Here is a 23,024-nt window from a genome sequence, read left to right as displayed (position 1 = left end):
ATCGCGGGCAAGCCCGCTCCCACAGGGTTTGTGGTGTACACAAAATTGGTGGCCGACACAGATACCTGTGGGAGCGGGCTTGCCCGCGATGAGGCCCGAACAGACAAAACAAGGAGCAGGCAATGCGTTCATCGAAAGTCATTCATGTGGTCAGCTGCCACGCCGAAGGCGAAGTCGGCGATGTGATCGTCGGCGGTGTCGCCCCACCGCCCGGCGCCACCGTTTGGGAGCAATCGCGCTGGATCGCGAAGGATGAAACCCTGCGCAACTTCGTCCTCAACGAACCTCGCGGCGGCGTGTTCCGCCACGTCAACCTGCTGGTGCCGGCCAAGGACCCTCGGGCGCAAATGGCCTGGATCATCATGGAACCGGCCGACACGCCACCGATGTCCGGCTCCAACTCGCTGTGCGTCGCCACGGTGCTGCTCGACAGCGGCATCCTGCCGATGACCGAACCGCAAACCCGGCTGGTGCTCGAAGCGCCCGGCGGCTTGATCGAGGCCGTGGCCGATTGCCGCGACGGCAAGGTCGAACGGGTGGAAATCAAGAACGTGCCCTCCTTCGCTGACCGCCTCGACGCCTGGATCGAAGTCGAAGGCCTCGGCTCGTTGCAAGTCGACACCGCGTACGGTGGCGACAGTTTTGTCATCGCCGACGCCAAAAGCCTGGGCTTTTCCATCCGCCCTGACGAGGCGGCCGAGCTGGTTGAGGTCGGGTTGAAAATCACCCGCGCGGCCAATGAACAGTTGGGCTTCGTCCATCCGCTGAACCCCGAGTGGTCGCATATTTCCTTCTGCCAGATTGCCGCGCCCATCGTGGTTGAAAACGGCATCGCCACCGGGGCTAACGCCGTGGTGATTCAACCCGGCAAGATCGACCGCTCGCCCACCGGCACTGGTTGTTCGGCGCGCATGGCAGTGTTGCAAGCCAAGGGATTGATGCAGGTTGGCGAGCGCTTTATCGGCCGTTCGATCCTCGGTTCCGAGTTCCATTGCCGCATCGATTCGATGACCGAAGTGGCCGGCCGCCCGGCGATCTACCCGTGCATTTCCGGCCGGGCCTGGATCACCGGCACCCACCAATTGCTGCTCGACCCCAGCGATCCCTGGCCACAGGGCTATCGCCTGTCAGACACCTGGCCCGGTGCCTGAAACATCCCAGACCAACGGCTACCCAAAACCCTGATTGATTGAAAAAACCACTGGCCGAGTATCGGCATTTAAAATATCGTATACGAAATACAAAAACGAACCGGAGGCAACAATGAGCAAGCGCATTAACTGGAGTGGCGTCTTCCCCGCGGTGACCACTCAATTCAACGATGACTTCTCCATCAACCTGGAAAAAACCCACCAGGTGATTTCCAACGTGATCCGTGATGGCGTATCAGGCCTGGTGGTGTGTGGTTCGGTGGGGGAAAACACCTCATTGACCGCCGAAGAAAAAATCGCCGTGACCGAAGTTGCGGTCGACGCCTCTCGCGGCCGCGTGCCGGTGATTTGCGGTGTGGCTGAATTCACCAGCGTGCAAGCGGCCAAGGTGGCCAACGCGGTGCGCAGGGTCGGTGTCGACGGCGTGATGCTGATGCCGGCGCTGGTCTACGGCTCCAAGCCGTTCGAGACCGCCGAGCATTACCGCTACGTGGCGAAGAACGCCGACGTACCGCTGATGGTTTACAACAACCCGCCGATCTACAAAAACGACGTCACCCCGGACATCCTGATTTCCCTGGCCGACTGCGACAACGTGGTGTGCTTCAAGGATTCCTCCGGCGATACCCGTCGTTTCATCGACGTGCGCAATGAAGTCGGCGACCGTTTCGTGCTGTTCGCAGGTCTCGATGACGTGGTGCTGGAAAGCATCGCGGTGGGTGCCGAAGGCTGGGTCTCGGGCATGTCGAACGTATTCCCGAAAGAAGGCGAGACCATCTTCCGCCTGGCCAAGGCCGGTCGCTTCGCCGAAGCCATGCCGATCTACGAATGGCTGATGCCGATCCTGCACCTCGATGCCCGTGCCGACCTGGTGCAGTGCATCAAACTCTGCGAAGCCATCGCCGGTCGCGGCAGCGCCCTGACCCGTCCGCCACGCCTGGCACTGCCGCAAGCGGATCGGGAGTTCGTCGAGCAGATCATGGCCAAGGCCATGGCCAATCGTCCGGAGTTGCCGGACGTCGGTCTCTGAGTGATTGCCGGGCGGATCCTTGCGGGTCCGGCCCGGCTACCTGTTTTCGCGCCTCTACAGGAAACGTCAGCATGTCCAATCCTCACAGCACCTCCAGCGCAACCACACCCTCGGGACTCAAACGCGTGGTGGCCGCCGCCATGGCCGGCACTGTCGCCGAGTGGTATGAATTCTTTCTCTACGGCACCGCTTCGGCATTGGTCTTCGGCCAGCTGTTCTTCCGTCAGACCGACAGTCCGATCGACGGCATCATCGCCGCCTTCGCCCTGTACGCCGTCGGCTTCCTCGCCCGTCCGTTGGGCGGTCTGGTGTTCGGTCACTACGGTGACAAATTCGGCCGCAAGCGCCTGCTGCAACTGAGCCTGGTGGTGGTCGGTGTCACCACGTTCCTGATGGGTTGCCTGCCCGGCTTCGACAGCATCGGCTATGCCGCGCCGGTGCTGTTGGTGCTGCTGCGCCTGATCCAGGGCTTTGCCTTCGGTGGCGAATGGGGTGGCGCGATTCTGCTGGTGTCCGAACACTGCCCGGACAATCGCCGGGGGTTCTGGGCCAGTTGGCCGCAAGCCGGGGTGCCGGCCGGCAACCTGGTGGCGACCGTCGCCCTGCTGCTGTTGTCGTCAAACCTGTCGGAACAACAATTCCTCGCCTGGGGCTGGCGCGTGGCGTTCTGGTTCTCGGCAGTGGTGGTGCTGATCGGCTACTGGATTCGCACCAGCGTCGATGACGCGCCGATTTTCAAGGAGGCCCAGGCCCGGCAAGCGCAGACCAAGCAGCAACAACTGGGCGTGGTAGAAGTGCTGCGTCATCACTGGCGCTCGGTGCTGGTGGGGATCGGCGCGCGGTTTGCCGAGAACATCCTCTATTACACCGTGGTCACCTTTTCGATCACCTACCTGAAACTGGTGGTGCACAAGGACACCTCAGAGATTCTGTTGCTGATGTTCGGCGCACACCTGCTGCACTTTTTCCTGATCCCGTTGATGGGCTATCTGTCGGACATCGTGGGCCGCAAACCGGTGTACCTGATCGGCGCGGTGCTCACTGCGTTCTGGGGCTTCATAGGCTTTCCGATGATGGACACCGGCAACAACTGGCTGATCATCGGCGCCATCACCCTTGGCCTGGCCATCGAGTCGATGACCTATGCGCCCTACTCGGCGCTGATGGCCGAAATGTTCCCGACCCATGTGCGCTACACCGCCCTTTCGCTGTGCTACCAGGTGGCACCGATCTTCGCCGGATCCCTCGCGCCGCTGATCGCCATCACCCTGCTTAACAAGTACCACAGCTCGACACCGATCGCCTGGTACCTGGTGGGCGCCGCGTTGATCTCCATCGTGGCCGTCGGCCTGACCCGGGAAACCCGTGGCAAATCGTTGCACCAGGTGGATGCCGAATCCGCTGCGCGTATTGCTGCTCTGGACAACGCCGTGCCGGCCGCTGCGCGCCGGGGTGATTCGCTGGCTTGAGCCCTGTACCTGCAAACCCTGTGGCGAGGGAGCTTGCTCCCGTTCGAGTGCGCAGCACTCGCAAAATAGGCAATGGTTGCCACTATTTTGGGGCCGCTACGCAGCCCAACGCGAGCAAGCTCGCTCGCCACAAAACAGCGCACGACTCCATACCCTTGATTGACCTACAAGGGTCCTGCCCCACCTTTTTCGACAGGAGTTTTTCCCATGCCCGAGATCCTCGGCCACAACTACATCGGCGGTGCCCGCAGCGCCGCTGGCAACATCGCGATGCAGAGCCATGACGCCAGCACCGGCGCAGCGCTGCCTTATTCGTTCATGCAAGCCACCGCCGAGGAAGTGCATGCCGCAGCCCAAGCCGCCGCTGCCGCTTACCCCGCCTTTCGTAACTTGCCGGCGACGCGCCGTGCAGAATTTCTCGAGGCCATCGCCGCGCAACTGGATGCCCTGGATGACGAATTCGTCGCCTTGGTCACACGCGAAACCGCCCTGCCAACCGGACGCATCCAGGGCGAACGCAGCCGTACCAGCGGCCAGATGCGCCTGTTCGCCCAGGTGCTGCGCCGGGGCGATTTCTATGGGGCGCGTATCGACCGCGCGTTGCCCGAACGTCAGCCACTGCCACGGGTCGACTTGCGCCAATACCGGATCGGCGTCGGCCCGGTGGCCGTGTTCGGCGCCAGTAACTTCCCGCTGGCCTTTTCTACCGCTGGCGGTGATACCGCGGCGGCTCTGGCCGCCGGTTGCCCGGTAGTGTTCAAGGCCCACAGCGGACACATGGCGACCGCCGAGTGCGTGGCCGATGCAATCATCCGCGCCGCCAAGCAAACCGACATGCCTGAAGGCGTGTTCAACATGATCTACGGCGCGGGCGTCGGTGAAACGCTGGTCAAGCATCCGGCGATCCAGGCCGTCGGTTTCACCGGCTCGCTCAAAGGCGGTCGCGCCCTCTGCGACATGGCCGCCGCACGGCCACAACCGATTCCGGTATTCGCCGAAATGAGCAGCATCAACCCGGTGCTGGTATTGCCTGAAGCCCTGCGCGCACGGGGCGAAAAAATCGCCGGTGAACTGGTGGCGTCGGTGGTTCAGGGGTGCGGTCAGTTCTGTACCAATCCGGGGTTGGTGATCGGTATCCGCTCACCGCAGTTCAGCGCATTCACCGCGCGACTCAGCGCCTTGATGGCCGAACAACCGGCGCAAACCATGCTCAACGCCGGCACCCTCGCCAGCTACGAAAAAGGTGTGCAGGCGTTAGTCGACCATCCAGGGATAAGCCATCTGGCAGGCCAGGACCAGCACGGCAATCAAGCCCGGCCGCAACTGTTCAAGGCCGACGTCAGCCTGCTGCTGAAGGGTGATCCGCTGTTGCAGGAAGAAGTGTTCGGCCCGACCACTATCGTCGTCGAAGTGGCCGACAAGGCGCAGCTGCAACAGGCACTGCACAGCCTGCACGGGCAACTCACCACCACCCTGATCGGCGAAGCGCAGGACCTGCACGAACACGCCGATCTGCTGGTGCTGCTGGAACAAAAGGTCGGCCGGGTACTGTTCAATGGCTACCCCACCGGCGTTGAAGTGTGCGATGCGATGGTGCATGGCGGCCCTTATCCAGCGACCTCCGATGCCCGTGGCACGTCGGTCGGCAGCCTGGCCATCGAGCGTTTCCTGCGCCCGGTGTGCTACCAGAACTGCCCGGATGCCTTGCTGCCCGACGCCCTGAAAAACGCCAACCCGCTGGGCATTGCCCGCCTGGTTGATGGCAACATCCAGCACGCCTCGCTGTAACACAATCTGTAGGAGCGAGGCTTGCCCGCGAAGAATGCACCGCGATTTTCAGGTATTACGCGTCATCGTTCTTCGCGGGCAAGCCTCGCTCCTACAGGATGTTCATCGCATTCAAGTCAGCAGTGCTTTCAGATCATTGTACAGCGCCTCGGGAATCTGCACGCCTTCCACCACACTGCGTGCCCGCGCCGCATAACGCCGTTGCGACGGCAAGCGCGCTCCCTGCCCTTCAATTCCCTGAAACAACACTTCGGCCCGGGCCAAGTGCTCCTCAGTGGCCGCCCCCAGAAAACGCTGAGGGTCGAGCGCAATGATCAGCTCGCCATGGTACGGCGATGACTTGCTGCCCGCGTCGTAAGCCAGCGACTCGGCACTGGTCAGGTCTCCAATCAAAGGCCCGGCAATCAACTCCACCATCGCCGCCAGCGCCGAGCCCTTGTGCCCACCGAACGTCAGCATCGCGCCGCTATCGAGCACCACGTTGGCATCGGTGCTCGGTCGCCCCTCCGCGTCCACGCCCCAACCTTCGGGAATTGCCTTGCCGGCACGCCGATGCAACTCGATATCGCCACGGGCAATTGCACTGGTGGCGAAGTCGAACACAAACGGATCCTGCCCCATGCGTGGCCAGCCAAAGGCAATGGGATTGGTGCCGAACACCGGCACCCGTCCCCCGGCCGGCGCTACCCAGGCATGACTCGGATTACACGCCAGCGCCACCAGCCCGGCGGCGGTCAACTGCTCGATCTCCACCCACAGCGCCGAGAAATGCACGCAGCGATTGATCGCCAACGCCGCAATCCCGTTGGCCCGGGTTTTCTCCGCCAGTAGCGGCAGACCCGCCTGGAATGCCAACTGCGAAAAACCACCGCCAGCATCCACCCGCACAATCGACGGTGCCTGGTCGATCACCCGTGGCTCGGCGTTGGCCGACACCTTGCCGGCCCGCAGGGAATTCACGCAGCCCAGAATCCGGTACAAACCGTGGGAGGCACAGCCATCACGCTCGCCGGCGATCACTGTCGCCGCCACCGCTTGCGCATGGGCCAGGTTAAAACCGTTGTGCAACAGGATCGATTCGGCCAGTTCACGGGCTTCGATCAGGTTCAGTCGGATCATGCTCATCTCCTTGGACAGACCGATCAGGGTGGTCCATCCGCAGAGGCATGGCTTGATGGGTTTGGGCGCGAGGGATGACGAAATTGGCACAGGGTTGGCAAGAGGACGCCACGCCTTTCACCCCAATTCGCTTTGCCGGATCTGCTTCTTATCAATCTTCCCGACGCTGGTTTTGGGAATCTGCGCGACGAATTTGAACTGCTTGGGGATCGCCCATCTGTTGATGCGGCCACGCTCGACAAACCCTTGCAGGTGCGCCTCCAGGATCTTGCTGTCGAGATAGTGTCCAGGCTCGCACACCACCAGCGCCATCGGCCGTTCACCCCATTGCCCATCGGCAATGCCCACGACCGCGACCGACATCACCGCCGCGTGTTCGCTGATCAGGCTTTCCAGTTCCAGGGAGCTGATCCACTCCCCCCCCGTCTTGATGACGTCCTTGATTCGATCTTTGATTTCCACTCCTCCCAAGGCGTCGATAGAGGCCAGATCACCGGTGTGCATCCAGCCGTTGTGCCAAAGCCCGGCCCCCTTTTCGGGCTCCTTCAAATAGCCTTGAGTCAGCCAGGGTGCGCGCACCACGATCTCGCCCAGCGACTCGCCGTCATGGGCTACGTCATTGCCATTGGCATCGATGATTTTCAGGTCGACCATCGGCACCGGTGTGCCAGTCTTGATGCGTTTGGCCAGTTGGGCTTGCATGGATTGTTCAAGGTCTTTGTCACGCAGATACGTCAGGCACAGCAATGGGCAGGTTTCCGACATGCCGTAACCGCTGTGCACCTGAATACCCTTGGCGCTCGCTTCGCTGGCAATACCCAGCGTCAGTGCGCTGCCACCCAAAAGCATTTTCCAGCCATCGAAACGGGTCTGTGCCGCTTCCTCGCAGTTCAGGATCATTTGCAAAATGGTCGGCACGCAATGGGAAAAAGTGACCTTTTCCTCACGATACAGCCTGACCAGGCTGTTGGGTTCGTAGCGGCCGGGGTACACCTGCTTGAGCCCCATCAGGGTGGCGACATAAGGCACACCCCAGGCATGCACGTGAAACATCGGCGTGATGGGCATGTACACATCATCGGAACGCAGTAACGGCAGGCCTTGATAGACGCCCAAAGTGCCCACGGCATTCAAGGTGTGCAGGACCAATTGGCGGTGGGTGAAATACACGCCTTTAGGGTCGCCAGTGGTGCCCGTGGTGTAGAAAAGGGTCGCCACCGAATTTTCATCGAAATCGGGAAAGTCGTATTGGTCCGCGGCCCCGGCCAACAGATTTTCATACTCCCCCAGCATCGGCAGAGACGTATCATTTGCTGTGTCGTCCGTGAGCTGCAGGTAACCTTTGACGGTTTCAAGCCGGCCCTGAATCTGTTCAACCAGCGGCAGGAAATCATCATGCACCAGCACCAGATCGTCCTCGGCATGGTTCATGGTGAAGAGCACCTGATCCGGCGAAAGACGAATGTTCACGGTATGCAGTACCGCGCCGATCATGGGTACGGCAAAGAAGCATTCCAGGTAGCGATGGCTGTCCCAGTCGAGCATGGCCACCGTATCCCCGGCCTTGACGCCGGCAGCGGTCAAGGCGTTGGCCAGCTTGCGGATCCGCTGGTTGAGGGTCTGGTAGCTGTAGCGCAGTTTGTCGGCGTAGACGATTTCACGGCCCGGTTCGTAGCGCACGCCGGACAGTAGTAATTGCTTGATCAGCAAGGGATAGGCATAGGCGCCATCGGCGGGCGGAATTATTTTTGTCGCCATCATGGTTGGGGTTCCCGGTCCTATTTACGTGGGCTCAGAATTGCGCCGCGTCCAGTTGATAGAGGCATTCGCTGCCAGCCTTGGCCGACGCGCTCAGCGAGTGGATGCGCGGCAGCAGGCGGGCGAAGTAGAAACGTGCAGTGCCCAGCTTGCTGGCGTAGAAGTCATCCTCCGCCTGTTTGCCCATCGCCACTTCGGCCATCAGTGCCCACATGTAGGCATAAGCGGTGTAGCCGAACACCTGCAGGTACTCGACCGAGGCGGCGCCGATTTCGTTGGGGTTGTTCATGGCCCGATCCAGCAGCCACGCAGTCAGTTCGTCGAGGGTGTCCACGGCGGCGTTCAATGGCTTGCAGAACTCGCCGAGGTCCGCGCCGGCGTTGGCGGTGAAGTTGCGAATTTCGGCGGCGAACAAACGGTAGAGCGCCCCGCCGCTGGCAACTACTTTGCGCCCGGCCAGGTCCAGTGACTGGATGCCGTTGGTGCCTTCGTAGATCTGAGTGATGCGCACATCGCGAACCAATTGTTCCTGGCCCCACTCACGGATGTAGCCGTGGCCGCCGAAGATCTGCTGGCCGTGCACCGTGGTTTCCAGCCCCATGTCAGTGAGGAACGCCTTGGCCACAGGGGTCAGCAGCGACACCAGTTCCTGGGCGCGGGTGCGGGTTGGCGCGTCATCGCTGTACCTGGCGGTATCCAGTTGCAGGGCCACGTAGCTGGAAAACGCCCGCCCGCCTTCGTTCAAGGCCTTCATGGTCAACAGCATCCGCCGTACATCCGGATGCACAATGATCGGATCGGCAGACTTGTCCTTGCTCTGCGCGCCCGTCGGCGAACGGCTTTGCAGACGGTCACGGGCGTATGCGACGGCGTTCTGGTACGAGCGCTCACCCAACGCCAGGCCCTGGATACCCACGCCCAGGCGTTCGTAGTTCATCATGGTGAACATCGCCGCCAGCCCCTTGTTCGGCGCATCGACGATCCAGCCAGTGGCCCCGTCGAAGTTCATCACGCAGGTCGCGGACGCCTTGATGCCCATCTTGTGTTCGATTGAACCGCAGGACAGCGCGTTACGCTCACCCAGCGAGCCATCGGCATTCACCAGCACCTTGGGCACCAGGAACAGTGAAATGCCCTTGGGGCCGGCGGGTGCATCCGGCAGTCTGGCCAACACCAGGTGAATGATGTTTTCGGTCAGGTCGTGCTCGCCGCCGGTGATGAAAATCTTGCTGCCACTGATCTTGAAACTGCCGTCGGCCTGAGGCTCGGCTCGGGTGCGAATCAGGCCCAGGTCGGTGCCGGCATGCGCCTCGGTCAGGCACATGGAGCCGGTCCAGGTGCCGGCATACATGTTCGGCAGATAGCGCTCCTTGAGTTCCTGGCTGGCGTGGGCATTGATCGACAGGCACGCCCCGGCGGTCAGCATCGGGTACAGACCGAACGACAGACTTGCCGAGTTGACCATCTCCTCGACCTGAGCCGAAATGGCCTTGGGCATGCCCATGCCACCGAACTGTGGATCACCGCCGACGCCCACCCAACCGCCTGCGGCGAACGCTTGATAAGCCGCGACAAAACCTTCGGGAGCGATGACGATGCCATTGCTCCAGGTGCAGCCCTGCTCGTCGCTGCTGCGGTTCAGCGGTGCGACCACCTCGGCGCTGATCTTGCCGGCCTCTTCAAGGATCGCGGCAGCCGTTTCTTCATCGATCACCTCGGCCAGGCCAGGCAATCTGGCCCAGAGCCGGGACACCTCGAAGACCTCGTTGAGTACGAAGCGCATGTCGCGCAAGGGAGCTTTGTAATCAGACATAGTTGGCTTACTCAGAAGTGGTCAGGGCATGCGACATGGCCTGACGTTGGGTTGTATCGGTTTCAGCGGTTTGCGCCACATCAGCTTGCGCAACGGGGTGACGCAGCAAGAAGTACGACAGGGCCGGGATCAGGATCAGCGCGCCGAGCATGTTCCACAGGAACATGAAGGTCAGCAGGATGCCCATGTCGGCCTGGAACTTGATCGGCGACCAGACCCAGCACACCACGCCCGCCGCGAGGGTGATGCCCACCAGGCCCACCACCCGGCCGGTAAACGACACGGCGCTGCGGTAGGCCTGACTCAGCGGCAGACCCTGACGCTGAAAATGCAGCTGCACGCTGAGCAGGTACAAGGCGTAGTCCACGCCGATGCCCACGCCCAAGGCGATCACCGGCAGGGTCGCGACCTTCACGCCTATGCCCATGGCCACCATCAGCGCCTCGCACAGGATCGAGGTCAGGACCAATGGCAACAGGGCGACCAGGGTTGCGCGCCAACTGCGGAAGGTGATCAGACAGAACAGCGTCACCGCCGCATAGACGTAAAGCAGCATGGTGCGATTGGCCTCGCGCACCACAATGTTGGTCGCCGCCTCAATCCCGGCCGACCCGGCCGCCAGCAGGAACTGGCGATCGTCGCTGTTGTTGTCCCGGGCGAATTTTTCGGCGATGCCCACCACGGCATCGAGGGTCTCGGCCTTGTGGTCCTTGAGGAACGTGATCACCGGCATCAACGAACAATCAGTGTTGAACAACTCCGGGGAGTTGACCGAGGCTTGCTGCGCGGCGTAATTCAATACGTCCTGATTGCGCTGGATGCTGTTGAGCTTGGGGTTGCCTTCATAGGTGCCGGCGGTGATCTGGCGCACCGCGTTAACCAGCGAAGTCGTGGCCTGTACGCCCGGATACTGCTGCAGCTCCCAGGCCAGGCGATCGGCGAGAATCAGCGTCTTGTAGCTCAGGCAGCCTTCCGGCGCGGTCTTGATCATCACCGCAAACAGATCGCTGGACAACGCGTAGTGGCTGGTGATGTAGGCGTTGTCACGGTTGTAGCGAGAGTCGGCACGCAACTCCGGTGCGCCACTTTCCAGATCGCCGATCTTCAGCTGCTGGCTGATCATGAAACCGCCGATGCCCATCAGTACCGCGACCACCACCGCCCCCGTGGCCCATTTGGCCGTGGTGAAGCGGTCGAGCAAGTCCCACAGTTTGCCGAAGCCTTTGTGCCCTTCGGCGCGCGTGTCGATGTTCAGCGCACGCTCGGCAGCCCTGGCGCCCACGCCGACATAGGACAGCGCCACCGGCATCAGCAACAGCGAAGTGAAAATCAGCACCGCCACACCGATACTGGCGGTGATCGCCAGATCCCGGATCACCGGAATATCGATCAGCATCAGCACCGCGAAGCCGACGGCGTCGGCCAGCAGCGCCGTGACGCCGGCGATGAACAAGCGGCGGAAGGTGTAGCGTGCGGCGATCAGTTTGTGGGTGCCACGGGCGATGTCTTGCATGATGCCGTTCATCTTCTGCGCCGCGTGGGACACGCCGATGGCGAAGATCAGGAAAGGCACGAGCACCGAGTAAGGGTCGATGGCATAGCCGAGCCAGGCGACGATGCCCAGCTGCCAGACCACCGCGATCAGCGAGCAGCCGACCACCAGCAAGGTGCTGCGCACGCATCGGGTGTAGGCGTAAATGATGATCAGCGAAGTGACGACGGCCAGGCCAAAGAACATCATCACCTGGATCAACCCGTCGATCAGGTCGCCCATCAGTTTGGCGAAACCGATCACCCGGACTTTGTACGGGCCCTTGCCCTCCTCTCCGGCCTTGCGTGCAGCACTGTCACCGGCAAACTCGATCTGGTCGCGCAACTGCTCTTCGAGCATTTGCGAAAAGGCGTGGTAGTCGATGCGCTGACCGCTGGCTGTGGCCTTGTCCAGCAGCGGCACGATCAGCATGCTCGATTTGTAGTCGCTGGCCACCAGACTGCCGACGATACCGGCACGGGAAATGTTCTGGCGCAGCTGTTCTATTTCTGCCGGCTTGCCCTGGTAGGTATCGGGCATCACCGGGCCGCCCTGGAAACCTTCCTCGGTGACTTCGGTCCAGCGCACCGCCGGGCTCCACAACGACTTCATCCAGGCACGGTCGACACCTTCGGCAAGGAACAACCGGTCGTTGACCTGTTTGAGCACGTCCAGGTAACCGGGGTCGAAGATATCGCCCTGAGTGTTCTCCACCACTACCCGTACCGAGTTACCCAAACCGCGCAGCGACTGGCGGTTTTCCAGGAAGTTCTGGATGTACGGCTGGCTCTGCGGAATCATCTTTTCGAAGCTTGGACGCAGCTCCAGGCGAGTCACGGCCATGTAGCCCAGCATCAGGGTGACCAGCGCCATCAGCAGCATGAACAGCGGACGATAGTTGAACACCAGCCGCTCCAGCCGATTGCCGGAATGGCGGTCGAAGTCCCGCAGATCGCGGATCACCGGCATGGTTTCTTGTTTGGTATGGCCCATGTCTGGGTTCTCGCTCTAAGGGTTCGAGGACTTATTCAACGGACAGCGTCCGTGCACCACGGCTGCCAACCACCACCAGCGCACCGTCGACGGACTGCGTGGCGCCGGTCACCGGTGTCGGCACCGGTCGCTGAACCAGGTGCAATTGCGCGCCTGTGCCCTGGCTGACCAGCATTTGCCCGCCCTGGGTGAACAAGCGGTAGTTGCCACGGCTATCGACGAGGCCAGCGGTGATGCTGACGTGCAGGCCGCTGTCCAGCGGGATCCAGTTGAGACCGCCGTCGGTGCTGCGCAACACGTTGCCGCGCAAGCCGTAGGCAATCACTTCGCCGGGTTTGCCAAGCACGCCGAAAAAACTGCCCTGATAGGGTGTCGGTACGGCGGCGAAGCGCTGATTGGCGCTGTTCCATTTGAGCAACAGGCCCTGCTCACCGGCGATGTACAACGCATCGCCGGTGGAGGCGATGGCGTTGAGGTGAAATCCCTGCGGGTTGTCGGTGCGATCCTGAAACGGCGTCCAGCTCTGGCCGCCGTCTTCGGTACGCAGGATCAGGTTGAACACCCCGACCACATAGCCGAGGCGGTCGTTAGCGAACCAGACATCGAGCAACGGTTTGTCGGCGCCCTGCGCCACCAGGCGTTCACCTTCGGCGACCAGCAGTGCCCATTGTTCATTGCCCGGTTCTGCACCGGCCAACGCGCCGTAATGCTTGACCAGCAAGGCGCCGATCTCGCGGCCATCCAGTTGCTTGCGCCAGGTCGCACCCGCGTCACTGCTGTGCAACACCACACCGTCGCCGCCCACTGCCCAGCCTTGGGTGGCGGAAGGAAAACTGACGGCATTGAGGTCGGCACTGACCGGCACGGCGGCCTGCTGCCAGTGTTTGCCGGCATCATCGGAATACAGAATGTGCCCACGCTGCCCGACTGCAATCAGACGGTCGCCGGCGCGGGCCATGCCCGATAGCGGGCTGTTGATAGCCAGGGCGCTGACCCTGGCCGGCAGATCCAACACGTCGACATAACCGGAGGCCTGGCTCAAGCCCTGCAACATTGCAAGCAGTGCGCCGAGCGCCAGCCGCAGATAATTTTTGTACGAACACATACCGCGTCCTCTTCGGATAACCGCGCCGGGACACACGTCCGTGTGCCTGACGTTCCAACCTGGGCGTGCGAAACGATCGGCATGCGCCGACCGTCGTGCGCTCCCTTGCCTTGCGGGCAACGGAACGCACGGACGCGTTGTCACGGTTTGCTTAGCGAATCCCGCTACCTGCCAGGGATTCCGACGACCACTGCGCCTTGGAGAGCGGCTCGATGTACTTGATCCCGCCGTAAGGCCCGACCACGCCATTGATGTTGTAGGAACCACCCACCAGGTCGTAGATCATGAAGGGCGTGGAATCCGGGGTCTGCTTGTCGTAGCTCTGGCTGAGGAACGCGAAGGAGCCACGGTACAGCTGACCACGGGCGTCATACTGGTCGGAGGCCAGAGCGGTCCAGCTGTCTTCATCCAGGTAGAACCGGCGCTTCTGATAGATGTGCCGGGCACCGGACTTGAGTGTGCCCTCCACCACCCAGACCCGGTGTTTTTCCCAGCGTACGTAGTCCGGTGACAGGTGATTGGCGGTGGTCAGCGACTTGGGGTCCTGGGCGTAGGTCAGCTTGTAGGTGTTGTAGGGCACGATCATTTCCTGCTTGCCCACCAGCTTCCAGTCGTAGCGGTCCAGTGCACCGTTGAACACGAAAACATCGTCGTAGGTGCCCGCGCCAGCGGTGCCGGGGTTGGGCGTGTCGTAAGCCAGGTTCGGTGCCAGCTTGACCCGACGCTGGCCAGGCAAGTATTGCCAGGCACGGCGCGGTTGCTGCAGCGGGTTGGCGGCGTCCTTGAGCATTACCGCTTCACCGGCCCGACGCGCAGGGCCGGTGTAGGACAGCTTCATCTGGTAGTACACGTCGGTACTGCTGATCGGCTGCGCCAGATTCTCGTAGATCGGATAGGAAATGAACGCCTGCCCGGTGGTCGCCAGGCTCGGAATGCCTGCGGAGTCGACGTTCCAGGAGTCGTACTTGGAGTTGATGCTGACGCCCTGAAAACGCAACAGGAAGTTCCACATCGCCTCGTTACCCGTCTGCGGAATCGGGAACGGCACGCCGGGCAGTACGTTATCGACGGCCAACCCGCCTTCAAGGGACTTGGCGCCGGTGGCATTTTTCACCCCGTTGTCCAGCACCGCCTTGGGCAAAGAGACGGTACGGTGAGTTGGGTAGACATTGACGTGGAAACTTGGGAAACGCTTGGCCAGTTCCGCGGTGGTTGCACTGAGCAGGCCCTTGTACTGATCGATGTTCTTGCCGTCGATCACCAGCAGCGGCTTTTCGTTGGCGAAGGGATCCGGGCGCATGCTGTCACCGGATTTGAAGCTGGCCGGCGGCGTGGTCAGGCCACCGTCATAGGCGGGGATGGACCCGTCGGCATTCCCGGCCTTTTCAGCCCCGACCAGGGTCAGGCTGGTGCCGAGCCTGGCGGCTTCCTGAGTCGATACAGCGGCCTGTGCCTGGCTGGCAATAACCATCGCCAACGAGGCGGCTAACACGGTTTGCACACATTTCATCTTGTTATTCTCCTGCTTACTTTGCGTAAGCCAGTGGTGAATCAAAAAGTGGTTTTCATCGTCAGGTAAACGGCGCCACGGTCCTCAGTCGTGGCACCACCACCGGAGAAGGCCGAGTAGCCACCGCCGTAACACGCGTAGTTTTCATTGCCGCTAAAGGCATTGGGTGTGGAACCGTCTCCGCTGCCGGCATTGGCCGCGCCGGTGCTCAAGCCACTGACGTCGCACTTGTCGGTCTTGCCGAAGGAGTCCACGTACTTCAGGTCGATGAAGTATTTGTTGTACACAACGGCTCCCACGCCCACGGCATAGTTGCCGGTGTCTTTGGCACCGCCACCGGACACCGGTGACACGCCGGCGAGGCCGACGTTGATGGACATCGGGGCGTTGAGATCGACCCCCGGGAATACCTGGTACCAGGTCGGTGTGAAGTTGACCGCGATGCCCCAGTTGTCCCGGGTCGGCTGGTCGATGCCGCGATAGGTGTCCTGGCCCTTGTAGAGCGCTTCGTTCTTGCTATCGAGCTTGAGCAGGTTGCTGTAGTACAACTCGGCGAGCAGGCTGGCCGAATCAAACACTGGTGTTTTCGGGAATGTCATCAGGCCGTTGAGCGTCCAGTGCAACGTGTCACCGGTGGCACTCAGGCTGTCGCCCTTTTGCGGGGTGTCATAGATCACACCGGTGGCCGCCGTACGGGCCGGCAGCAGGCCCAGACCGGCGCCGAAACCCTGCGGCCCGGTCGAGCTGACAATCGCCGGAATACTGGCCAACGGCATGTTGTGACGAATGTTCAGGTCCGACCCCACACTGATACCGCCCACATCCTTGGACAGGCTCAGGCCGAAGATCTGAATGTTGTCGGCATAGGCCAGTTGATAGGTGCTGGTGCTCAACGAATTGAGGGTGTTGACCACCGCCGGTACCATGCCGGCAGGCGGGGTGCCGTTGGGATTGGCCGACGTCAGCCCGGTGGCGTTCAGCCAGGCTTGCGGCAGGATTTCCGAGGTATTGCGGTAATAAACACCGAGGGTGCCATCCAGCCAGGCCGGCGACCACTTGGCCATTACCCCCCAGTCGCCGCGCTTGTCCGGCGTCAGGTCATGACCGCGACGCACATTGGTCAAACTGTTGCAGGGCGCCAGACCACAACCCAACGGGCTGCCCGGCACCACGCCATTGGTGTTGCCCAGCAGGAACGACTGCGCACCGAAGCCGACCAGATCGGAGCCGCCATAGTAAGTACCGGCTTCAGGCAGGCGGGCGGCATCCCAATCGAGGAAATACTGAGCGGCCACAGTCAACTCGGGATTGACGGTGAACGACATCGACAGCTGGTTGCGCGGAACGAACAATTCCTTGGCTTCAGTTCCCGGCGAGGCGGCCAGTTTGGCCAGGTCCAGCCCGGACTGGCCGTAGCTGATCGAGTGCACCGGGTTGAGGATGGTCTCGCCCCAGAACACGTTGTGCTGACCGGCCTTGACGCTTAACAGCGACTCCTCGCCCACTTCGGTGCTGTAGAACACGAAGGCATCGAGGATTTCGCCGGAAGGACCGGTGTAGTAACGCTCGGCGTAGTGGCTCAGGTGGGGGCTGCCATTGCCGACATTGTCCCCGGTGACTCCGGCCAGGCGCGGATCGTTGGCCACCAGACCCGACCTTGCGTCATTGCCATTGACGAACGGGTTGGAATTGGAGCCGGTGTTCTCGTAGGCCTTGTCATACCAACTGGCGGCGCTGACGCGAAAGCCCATGTGGTCCTTGTAGACCACATCCATTTCGGTCAACAGGTCAATGCGGTTGGTGATGTTGGTTCCGGCCTTGCGGAAGTTGTAGTCGCCATCGTTGTTGTTCGGCGTCGCCAACAGGCGCTTGTCGGCGCTTTCGGTGCGCACGCCGTAGTTGTACTTGACGGTGTTATCCAGGCGCGCGGTCCAGTCCGGGTTACCCGTATCGAGCTCGACCGCCTGGGCGACCGGCACGGCCGCGGCCAGGATGGCCGAGGCCAACAAGGTGTATCGCGAGGGTGCGAACCCGTGACTCTTATTGTTGTGCATTGCGTTGTCTCCGCCTTTTTGTATTTGTTTTAAGCGCAGCCGCCCTCGCGCCTCCCCTTGTTCCAGGGGTTTGCGTTTTTCAGGAGTGAGGGCAAATGCCGGGTGACTGAGGGCCAACCGGTGCCTGAACTAGCGATCCAGCTCCAGGATCAGTGCTTCGGCTTGCGGCCAGTGGCCAAAGCCTGCAGCCGGATTGAGATGACCTGCATCGCCCACGTAGAGCAGTTCACTGCCCCAGCCTTCAGCCAGCCGAGTGACGGCGGCCAGGCTGGCAAGGTGGTCGTTGGTACTGGCGGCCACCAGGCTGCGGAACGGCAGTGGGCCTTTTGGCAGAGGGTTCCAACCCTGGGTACGCAGGGTTTCAGCGGATGGGTAGCCTTGCGGCCAATCAGCATCGAGATCCGGAGGCGTGGCCAGCAGCGCGCCCTTGATCGGCCGGCTGTGTTGCGCAGCCCAGTGTGCGACCATCAACACGCCCGCGCTGTGGGCCACCAGAATCACCGGCCCATCGATCTGCTCCAGCTGGTGTTGAATCGCTTCGACCCGCTTGGCGCAATCGAGCTTGTCGGTTGCCTGCGGCGGCACACTGCGCACCTTGCACAACCTGGCTTCAAGCAGCGTTTGCCAATGCTCGGCAACGTGCTCGCGCAGGCCCGGTACGATCAGAACGGTTGCGGCAGTTTGCAGTTTGTCCACGTCTACACCTTCGCTTTCTCGATGACTCGACTGGCTCTATTGGCCAGGGGCTTTTTGTAGGACTGACATTAAAGAGCGCCCACCCGAGGTGCTTTTCATTGGACGTCAGGCACTTTTCTTTTCATGACAAATTTTCAGGGACCGGCACGCGGCGACCATCGGTCGAAAATCCCCGCAGGTTCTCTACAGGTCACTGTAATCAATGGATGAGCGTCGATTGCTGCACTACAACGAAGGTGATTCTGAACAGATTCGAGCGAGCGCCCTCGACAACCTCGCAACTGTTCAATTGTTGATGCGCTGGATATAGTCGCCACGCTCATTTGAATCGCTACCGGCCCAGGAAAGACCTTCGCATGCCCAAGCTTGTTCGCGCCGCCGTCTTGACCAACTACCTGGAGGTCACTCAATACCTGGGGTTCAACCCGCGCGATGTACTGGCCGGCGTCGGCCTGAGCAAAGCCCTGCTGCAAGCGCCCGAACACCGCATTCCCATTGATGCCGCCGTACGCCTGCTGGAAGACTCGGCCGCCGCCAGCGGCTGCCAGAATTTCGGCCTGAGCATGGCCGAGTCGCGCCAGCTCTCGGACTTCGGAGTCGTCAGCCTGCTCCTCAGCCACCAACGTACGCTGCGTGATGCCTTGCAGGTCGTGGTGAATTACCGTCACCTGATGAATGATTCGCTGGCCATCTTCATTGAAGAGGCCGACAAGATGGTGATCATTCGCGAAGAGGTGGTCACCGAATCGCCCATGCCCTCCCGCCAGGCCACCGAGCTGGCCATCGGGGTCATGTTCCGCCTGTGCGCCGCCCTGCTCGGCACCCACTGGCACCCCTACAGCGTCAACTTCACGCACCAGCCCCCGGACAACCTGCAACTGCATCGCCGCCTGTTCGGCTGCAATCCGGAGTTCGGCAGTGAGTTCAATGGCATTGTCTGCTCCGACGCCAGCCTCGACATAACCAATCCCCATGCCGACCCGGCCATGGCGCGCTACGCCCAGAGTTACCTCGACTCGCTGCTCAACCACGAAGGCCCGTCGATACTGTTCGAGGTGCGCAAAGCCATCTACCTGCTGCTGCCGATGGGACGTGCCACCATCGAGCAGATCGCCCAGACCCAGGGCATGAATGTCCGGACCCTGCAGCGCCGCCTCAAAGACGACGGCTGCGCCTTCAACGACCTGATCAACGACGTGCGCCGCGACCTGGTGCTGCGCTACCTGGACAATCCGAGTTACTCGCTGGGCCGTATCGCCGACATGCTCGGCTACTCCATGGCGAGTTCCTTCACACGCTGGTTCATCACCCAGTTCGGCATGCCGCCCGCCGCTTGGCGCAGCGCACAAAAACACACCGTCAAGTCACCGACTGTCCCAACCACCCTGGCTGCGCCGCAAAAACCCTGAGCAAAAAAAACGGCGACTGCTGGCACAGTCGCCGTAAAAGAACCGGTGTCAGTGACACCGGCCGAGAGTCCTGTGGCGAGGGAGCTTGCTCCCGCTGGGGTGCGAAGCAGCCCCAAAACGGTCGCCGCATACTTTCTGAAAAAATGCAGTGGCCTTAAAAAAGGGGCGCTTCGCCCCCCAACGGGAGCAAGCTCCCTCGCCACAGGATTTTGTGTACTTACAGTCCCCAGCGCAGCAATAACAACACCAGCACGACCAGGAACACCGTCTCCCCCACCATCAGCAGAATGGGCTTGATGCCAACCGCCGCCAGTTCCTTGAGCTGAGTCTTCATGCCCAGGGCGCTGATGGACACCACCAGGCACCAACGCGACAGTTCATTGACCGAACCTTGCACCACCGGGGCAACCCAGCCGGTGCTGTTGATACAGGCCAGCAGCAGAAAACCGACGGCGAACCACGGTAGCAACGGTGGTCGCTTGCCGGTCGGATCGGCACCCTGCATGCGCGTGACCATCGCCGCACAAACGATCACCGGCAGCAGCATCGCCACCCGCATCAACTTGACCACCGTGGCGGTATCGCCAGTTTCGGTCGACAGGCTGTAACCAGCGCCGACGACCTGGGCGACATCGTGGATGGTCGCCCCCAGGAACACCCCCGCCACTTGCGGCGACAACGACAGCCAATTGGCAATCATCGGGTACACGATCATTGCCAGGGTCGACAGCGCCGACACCCCGATCACCGTGAACAACGTCGCGCGTTCTTTCTGTGGATGATTGGGCAACGCCGCCGCCAGCGCCAACGCCGCCGAGGCACCACAAATCGCAGTGGCCCCGCCGGTGAGCATGCCGAACAAGCGCTGAAACCCCATCGCCTTGGCCGCGATCACCGAAACGCTGATCGTCACCACCACCAGAATCACCACCAGGGCCACAGGCTTCCAGCCCAGCGCGGCAATCTGTTCGAGGGTGATGCGCATACCCAGCAAGGCCACGCCAATGCGCAACACCGTGCGTGCGGTGAATTCGATGCCGGCCTTGCAGGCACCATCACTGGCCAGGAAGTTCAGCGCCATGCCCAACAGCAAGGCAAACAGCATCACCGGCGCACCGTAATGCTCGGACAAAAAGGACGCGGCGGCCGCCACGATCAAGCTGACGATAAAGCCTGGCGCCAATTCGCGCGTTCGGCTGTGGATACGGGTAAGCGCGATAGCGTTCATGGCGCGGGCTCCTCGCAAGCGATGACGATGAATGCCTGGCCGTCTATTGTCTCGACCGGATAGTTGGCAACTTTGACCTGGGTTGAATTGAGCAAGTAACCGCTGCGCAGATCGAAGCGCAGGCCATGGGCGCAGCACTGGATCACCCGCCCCTCAAGGCGCCCGCCACACAACGAGGCGCCCTGGTGCGGACAACTGTCGTCAATGGCGAACAGGTCCCCTTCGATGTTGAATAGCGCCAGGCTTTTGCCATCGCATTCGAACAGCGCACGACCGCCTGCCGGCGGGAGTTTTCCAGCGGGCACGGGGATTCGAAGACTCATGCCGGTTGCCGCTCGCGATGACTGTCGAGCAAGGCTTCGCACATGGCGTCAAATAGCGCCTCGGCAGGCTGAGCGCCCACCACTGTCAGGCGACCATCGAACTGAAAACTGGGCACGCCACTGGCGGCTCCCGCCTCATTGCCGATGTAAGGTTCGCCGTCGCCTTGCAGGCAGGAGGCCATGGCATCAGGGTCGAAACCACACGACCGGGCGATGGCAAGCAAGGTCTCCTCGCAGCCCAGATCCTCACCGCTCTCTGATCCCTGAAGCTGGAAGTAAGCAGCGAACAAACGCTCAAGCAAAACATCGCATTGGGCGCTATTGCCCAGCACCTTCGCACGCTCCAGCAAGCGATGGGCGTCGGCGGTATTAGGCATGCGGACGATGCGGCTCAAATCGATGGGCACGCCCACCGCCATCGCAGCCTGCTGCACCTGTGCCAGGCGCATCGCTACGGCTTTAAGACTGCCCAGGCGCTTGAGGTAAAAATCGACAAAGGGCTCACCCTGTGCCGGCAGCTGCGGCAGCAATTGCACCCCGTGCCACACCGTGGTGATTTCCACGCCGGGTTGCCGGACACGCAGCAGGTCTTGCGCGCGCTCCAGTTGGCGCTTGCCGATCAGGCACCAGGGGCAGATGAAATCGAAAAACACATCAATACGTAAACGACCACTCACAACTTCACCTCTAACACCGCTTTGCCAATCGAATCGTGGACTTGCTCGCCCTGAAGCCGGGCCATGTCCTTGTGGTAATGACACTTGGCGTAAAAGAACACGGCCGCTGCCGCGATACTGACCAGTGGCACCATTTGAAAAGCCGCCTGCAAGCCGATGAGGTCGGACACCCGGCCGGTGATGAACGGCCCAGGCGCCAACCCCAGCATGTTGTTGGCCAAGGTCAGCGTGGCGAAGGCCGTGCCATGGACCGAGTAATGGGTCAGGTTGGCAACCATGGCTCCGCAAGGACCGGTCGTGCCGGCGGCAATCAACATCCCCAGGCAGATCAGCACCAATTGCACAGGCCCTGGCGGCAGGGCGAAGGCCGTCGACAACAGCAGACAACTGCCCAGGCAATAGGCGATGGCCAAAGCGACTTTGCGCTCCGGCGAAGGGCGACACAGTCGATCGCTGAGCATGCCGCACAGGATCATCCCCGCGCCGCTGCACAGCACGATGATCGCCGCGACGCCGCCCGCCTTGTCCGTGGCCATGTCGTAATAACGATTGAGGTAGCTGGGCATCCACACGATCACGGTGCCGCCGACGAACAGTTGCAAGCCACTGCCGATGTAGGCAGCGATCACCGAGCGGCTGGAAAACAGCGTACGCAACGGACGCTTGACCGCGGCAGCCGCCTTGTTCGCCGCCTGCGCGGCACGCTGCGGAGTAATGCGTGCTTCCTTGACGATGATCGGGTAAAGCACCGCCAGCAGCAGGCCGAACAGCGCCATGCCGGCGAACGACCAGCGCCAGCCCAGTTTGGCGGCGATGGCACCGCCCAGCGCCATGCCTAATACCGAGCCAAACATGCCGCCCGCCATGAAGGCACTGGCCAGCGTTGCACGCATGTGTTTGGGAAACACCGAAATCACCACCGCGATGCCGACGCTGCCATAGGCTGCCTCGCCGACACCCACCATGAAGCGGGCGATAAACATCTGCTGGTAGTCCTGCGCCAACGCGCAGCCCAGTGTGGCCAGGCTCCACAACAGCGCCATCAACGCCAGGCTTTTGACCCGACCGAAGCGATCCGCCACCAGCGACAAGGGGAAGGTGAGCAGGCCGACCATCAGGGCAACAATGCCACTGAGCAGGCCGAGCTGACCGTCGCTCAGGGCCCACTCGCCCTTGAGCATCGGAAACACCGCATTCAGTACCTGACGCGACATGTAATCGGAAATCAGCAGGCCGAACGTCAGTGCAAAGACGATCCAGGCATACTTGCGCGCAACGCCGACGCCACTGCCGTCGTCATCGTCTGCGGCGATTGGGTGAAAGGCCATGCAGCCTCCTCAAAGCTTCGTTTTATTGTTGTTATCAAGCGT

General features: G+C 61.7%; 17 protein-coding genes. 5 read left to right on the top strand and 12 right to left on the bottom strand.

The annotated features are described in order from the left end of the window. Positions 1–122 precede the first annotated feature (122 nt). The 4 genes from AC30D7_RS08660 to AC30D7_RS08645 all read left to right on the top strand — a co-directional run bounded on the left by AC30D7_RS08660 (position 123) and on the right by AC30D7_RS08645 (position 5,438). On the top strand, positions 123–1,151 hold the full coding sequence (locus AC30D7_RS08660) for a trans-3-hydroxy-L-proline dehydratase (RefSeq protein WP_064616853.1): 1,029 nt from the start codon (positions 123–125) through the stop codon (positions 1,149–1,151). A 112-nt stretch (positions 1,152–1,263) separates the two neighbouring features. Further along, entirely contained in the window at positions 1,264–2,181 is a 918-nt protein-coding gene (locus tag AC30D7_RS08655) for a dihydrodipicolinate synthase family protein (protein WP_018928306.1), read from the top strand. Between the two features lie 71 nt (positions 2,182–2,252). Then, entirely contained in the window at positions 2,253–3,650 is a 1,398-nt protein-coding gene (abaF, locus tag AC30D7_RS08650) for a fosfomycin efflux MFS transporter AbaF (protein WP_490133741.1), read from the top strand. A 207-nt stretch (positions 3,651–3,857) separates the two neighbouring features. Further along, positions 3,858–5,438, top strand: a complete 1,581-nt coding sequence (locus tag AC30D7_RS08645; RefSeq protein ID WP_490133740.1) for an aldehyde dehydrogenase (NADP(+)) — start codon at positions 3,858–3,860, stop codon at positions 5,436–5,438. Between the two features lie 111 nt (positions 5,439–5,549). Here AC30D7_RS08645 and AC30D7_RS08640 read toward each other — a convergent pair whose 3' ends face one another. The 8 genes from AC30D7_RS08640 to AC30D7_RS08605 all read right to left on the bottom strand — a co-directional run bounded on the left by AC30D7_RS08640 (position 5,550) and on the right by AC30D7_RS08605 (position 18,017). Then, positions 5,550–6,557, bottom strand: a complete 1,008-nt coding sequence (locus AC30D7_RS08640) for an Ldh family oxidoreductase (protein WP_490133739.1) — start codon at positions 6,555–6,557, stop codon at positions 5,550–5,552. Between the two features lie 117 nt (positions 6,558–6,674). Beyond that, entirely contained in the window at positions 6,675–8,318 is a 1,644-nt protein-coding gene (locus tag AC30D7_RS08635; protein ID WP_490133738.1) for a fatty acid--CoA ligase, read from the bottom strand. 31 nt (positions 8,319–8,349) lie between these two features. Then, positions 8,350–10,128: an acyl-CoA dehydrogenase C-terminal domain-containing protein gene (locus AC30D7_RS08630; protein ID WP_490133737.1), complete on the bottom strand. Its 1,779-nt coding sequence runs from the start codon at positions 10,126–10,128 to the stop codon at positions 8,350–8,352. 7 nt (positions 10,129–10,135) lie between these two features. Next, a complete protein-coding gene (locus tag AC30D7_RS08625; protein WP_490133736.1) occupies positions 10,136–12,652 on the bottom strand; it encodes an efflux RND transporter permease subunit in 2,517 nt (838 codons plus the stop codon). A 31-nt stretch (positions 12,653–12,683) separates the two neighbouring features. Next, complete coding sequence (locus AC30D7_RS08620) at positions 12,684–13,757, bottom strand: WD40/YVTN/BNR-like repeat-containing protein (protein WP_490133735.1); 1,074 nt, start codon at positions 13,755–13,757, stop codon at positions 12,684–12,686. 151 nt (positions 13,758–13,908) lie between these two features. Next, on the bottom strand, positions 13,909–15,267 hold the full coding sequence (locus AC30D7_RS08615) for a DUF1329 domain-containing protein (protein WP_490133734.1): 1,359 nt from the start codon (positions 15,265–15,267) through the stop codon (positions 13,909–13,911). 41 nt (positions 15,268–15,308) lie between these two features. Beyond that, a complete protein-coding gene (locus tag AC30D7_RS08610) occupies positions 15,309–17,321 on the bottom strand; it encodes a DUF1302 domain-containing protein (RefSeq protein WP_490133733.1) in 2,013 nt (670 codons plus the stop codon). Positions 17,322–17,450: 129 nt separating this feature from the next. Then, positions 17,451–18,017, bottom strand: coding sequence for an RBBP9/YdeN family alpha/beta hydrolase (locus tag AC30D7_RS08605; RefSeq protein WP_490133732.1), 567 nt, complete (start codon positions 18,015–18,017; stop codon positions 17,451–17,453). A gap of 356 nt (positions 18,018–18,373) precedes the next feature. Here AC30D7_RS08605 and AC30D7_RS08600 point away from each other — a divergent pair, with 356 nt between their 5' ends. After that, positions 18,374–19,426, top strand: coding sequence for an AraC family transcriptional regulator (locus AC30D7_RS08600; RefSeq protein WP_490133731.1), 1,053 nt, complete (start codon positions 18,374–18,376; stop codon positions 19,424–19,426). A 217-nt stretch (positions 19,427–19,643) separates the two neighbouring features. Here AC30D7_RS08600 and AC30D7_RS08595 read toward each other — a convergent pair whose 3' ends face one another. The 4 genes from AC30D7_RS08595 to AC30D7_RS08580 are packed head-to-tail and all read right to left on the bottom strand — an operon-like array spanning position 19,644 to position 22,982. Next, on the bottom strand, positions 19,644–20,654 hold the full coding sequence (locus tag AC30D7_RS08595) for a YeiH family protein (protein WP_490133730.1): 1,011 nt from the start codon (positions 20,652–20,654) through the stop codon (positions 19,644–19,646). Beyond that, positions 20,651–20,977, bottom strand: a complete 327-nt coding sequence (locus tag AC30D7_RS08590) for a Rieske (2Fe-2S) protein (RefSeq protein ID WP_026286598.1) — start codon at positions 20,975–20,977, stop codon at positions 20,651–20,653. The genes AC30D7_RS08595 and AC30D7_RS08590 overlap by 4 nt, the downstream gene beginning before the upstream one ends. Continuing rightward, on the bottom strand, positions 20,974–21,654 hold the full coding sequence (locus tag AC30D7_RS08585; protein WP_490133729.1) for a DsbA family oxidoreductase: 681 nt from the start codon (positions 21,652–21,654) through the stop codon (positions 20,974–20,976). The genes AC30D7_RS08590 and AC30D7_RS08585 overlap by 4 nt, the downstream gene beginning before the upstream one ends. Further along, a complete protein-coding gene (locus AC30D7_RS08580; RefSeq protein ID WP_490133728.1) occupies positions 21,651–22,982 on the bottom strand; it encodes an MFS transporter in 1,332 nt (443 codons plus the stop codon). The genes AC30D7_RS08585 and AC30D7_RS08580 overlap by 4 nt, the downstream gene beginning before the upstream one ends. Between the last annotated feature and the right edge of the window lie 42 nt (positions 22,983–23,024).

Source organism: Pseudomonas sp. DF5 (assembly GCF_058148225.1).
This window is presented reverse-complemented; position numbering and strand designations above follow the sequence as displayed.

What these genes read in the sequence shown, in the direction of transcription:
- AC30D7_RS08660 (WP_064616853.1), top strand. Translation starts at nt 123, where the DNA reads ATGCGTTCATCGAAAGTCATTCATGTGGTCAGCTGCCACGCCGAAGGC.
- AC30D7_RS08655 (WP_018928306.1), top strand. Translation starts at nt 1,264, where the DNA reads ATGAGCAAGCGCATTAACTGGAGTGGCGTCTTCCCCGCGGTGACCACT.
- abaF (WP_490133741.1), top strand. Translation starts at nt 2,253, where the DNA reads ATGTCCAATCCTCACAGCACCTCCAGCGCAACCACACCCTCGGGACTC.
- AC30D7_RS08645 (WP_490133740.1), top strand. Translation starts at nt 3,858, where the DNA reads ATGCCCGAGATCCTCGGCCACAACTACATCGGCGGTGCCCGCAGCGCC.
- AC30D7_RS08640 (WP_490133739.1), bottom strand. Translation starts at nt 6,557, where the DNA reads ATGATCCGACTGAACCTGATCGAAGCCCGTGAACTGGCCGAATCGATC.
- AC30D7_RS08635 (WP_490133738.1), bottom strand. Translation starts at nt 8,318, where the DNA reads ATGATGGCGACAAAAATAATTCCGCCCGCCGATGGCGCCTATGCCTAT.
- AC30D7_RS08630 (WP_490133737.1), bottom strand. Translation starts at nt 10,128, where the DNA reads ATGTCTGATTACAAAGCTCCCTTGCGCGACATGCGCTTCGTACTCAAC.
- AC30D7_RS08625 (WP_490133736.1), bottom strand. Translation starts at nt 12,652, where the DNA reads ATGGGCCATACCAAACAAGAAACCATGCCGGTGATCCGCGATCTGCGG.
- AC30D7_RS08620 (WP_490133735.1), bottom strand. Translation starts at nt 13,757, where the DNA reads ATGTGTTCGTACAAAAATTATCTGCGGCTGGCGCTCGGCGCACTGCTT.
- AC30D7_RS08615 (WP_490133734.1), bottom strand. Translation starts at nt 15,267, where the DNA reads ATGAAATGTGTGCAAACCGTGTTAGCCGCCTCGTTGGCGATGGTTATT.
- AC30D7_RS08610 (WP_490133733.1), bottom strand. Translation starts at nt 17,321, where the DNA reads ATGCACAACAATAAGAGTCACGGGTTCGCACCCTCGCGATACACCTTG.
- AC30D7_RS08600 (WP_490133731.1), top strand. Translation starts at nt 18,374, where the DNA reads ATGCCCAAGCTTGTTCGCGCCGCCGTCTTGACCAACTACCTGGAGGTC.
- AC30D7_RS08595 (WP_490133730.1), bottom strand. Translation starts at nt 20,654, where the DNA reads ATGAACGCTATCGCGCTTACCCGTATCCACAGCCGAACGCGCGAATTG.
- AC30D7_RS08590 (WP_026286598.1), bottom strand. Translation starts at nt 20,977, where the DNA reads ATGAGTCTTCGAATCCCCGTGCCCGCTGGAAAACTCCCGCCGGCAGGC.
- AC30D7_RS08580 (WP_490133728.1), bottom strand. Translation starts at nt 22,982, where the DNA reads ATGGCCTTTCACCCAATCGCCGCAGACGATGACGACGGCAGTGGCGTC.